The sequence below is a fragment of the Kineococcus indalonis genome (assembly GCF_009906395.1).
GTDB classification, from domain to species: Bacteria; Actinomycetota; Actinomycetes; order Actinomycetales; family Kineococcaceae; genus Kineococcus; species Kineococcus indalonis.
In genome coordinates this window covers 1-410 of sequence record NZ_JAAALM010001038.1, presented here as the reverse complement: position 1 = coordinate 410, position 410 = coordinate 1, and the positions used below count along the sequence as shown (strand labels likewise).

Sequence of the window (410 nt, the reverse complement as noted above, 5' to 3'; positions counted from 1 at the left end):
CAGCCCGCCGCTGAGCGCGCCCTTGACGACCGCGCCGGGGAGCTGCTGCGCCGCAGCGTCCGGCCCGGCCGGCCCGGACGTTCCCGCGGGGTCGGCGGCGGTGTCGGGGCCGGCGGTCGGGACGGCGGTCGGGACGGGGTCCGGGACGGGCGTGAGGGGCACGGCGGGGCCGGCGCCGACGGCGTCGGCCGGCAGCAGCAGGACCCAGCCGGGGCGGATCAGGTCGGCGTCCACGAGCCGGGAGCCGTCGGGCTGCACCCGGTCCCGGTTCAGCTCGAAGACCTCCCGGTAGCGCAGCGGGTCGCCCAGGGTCCGTTCGGCGATGTCCCACAGGCAGTCGTGGTGCCGGCCGTGCGGGGGCTGCACGACGTAGCTGACGAGCCCGCCCGCGGCGGGCGCGGCGGGGGCGG

1 pseudogene is annotated in these 410 nt (G+C 80.5%); it reads right to left on the bottom strand.

From position 1 onward, the window contains the following. A pseudogene (locus tag GTR00_RS22590) lies at positions 1-410 on the bottom strand (hypothetical protein); the annotation flags it as partial.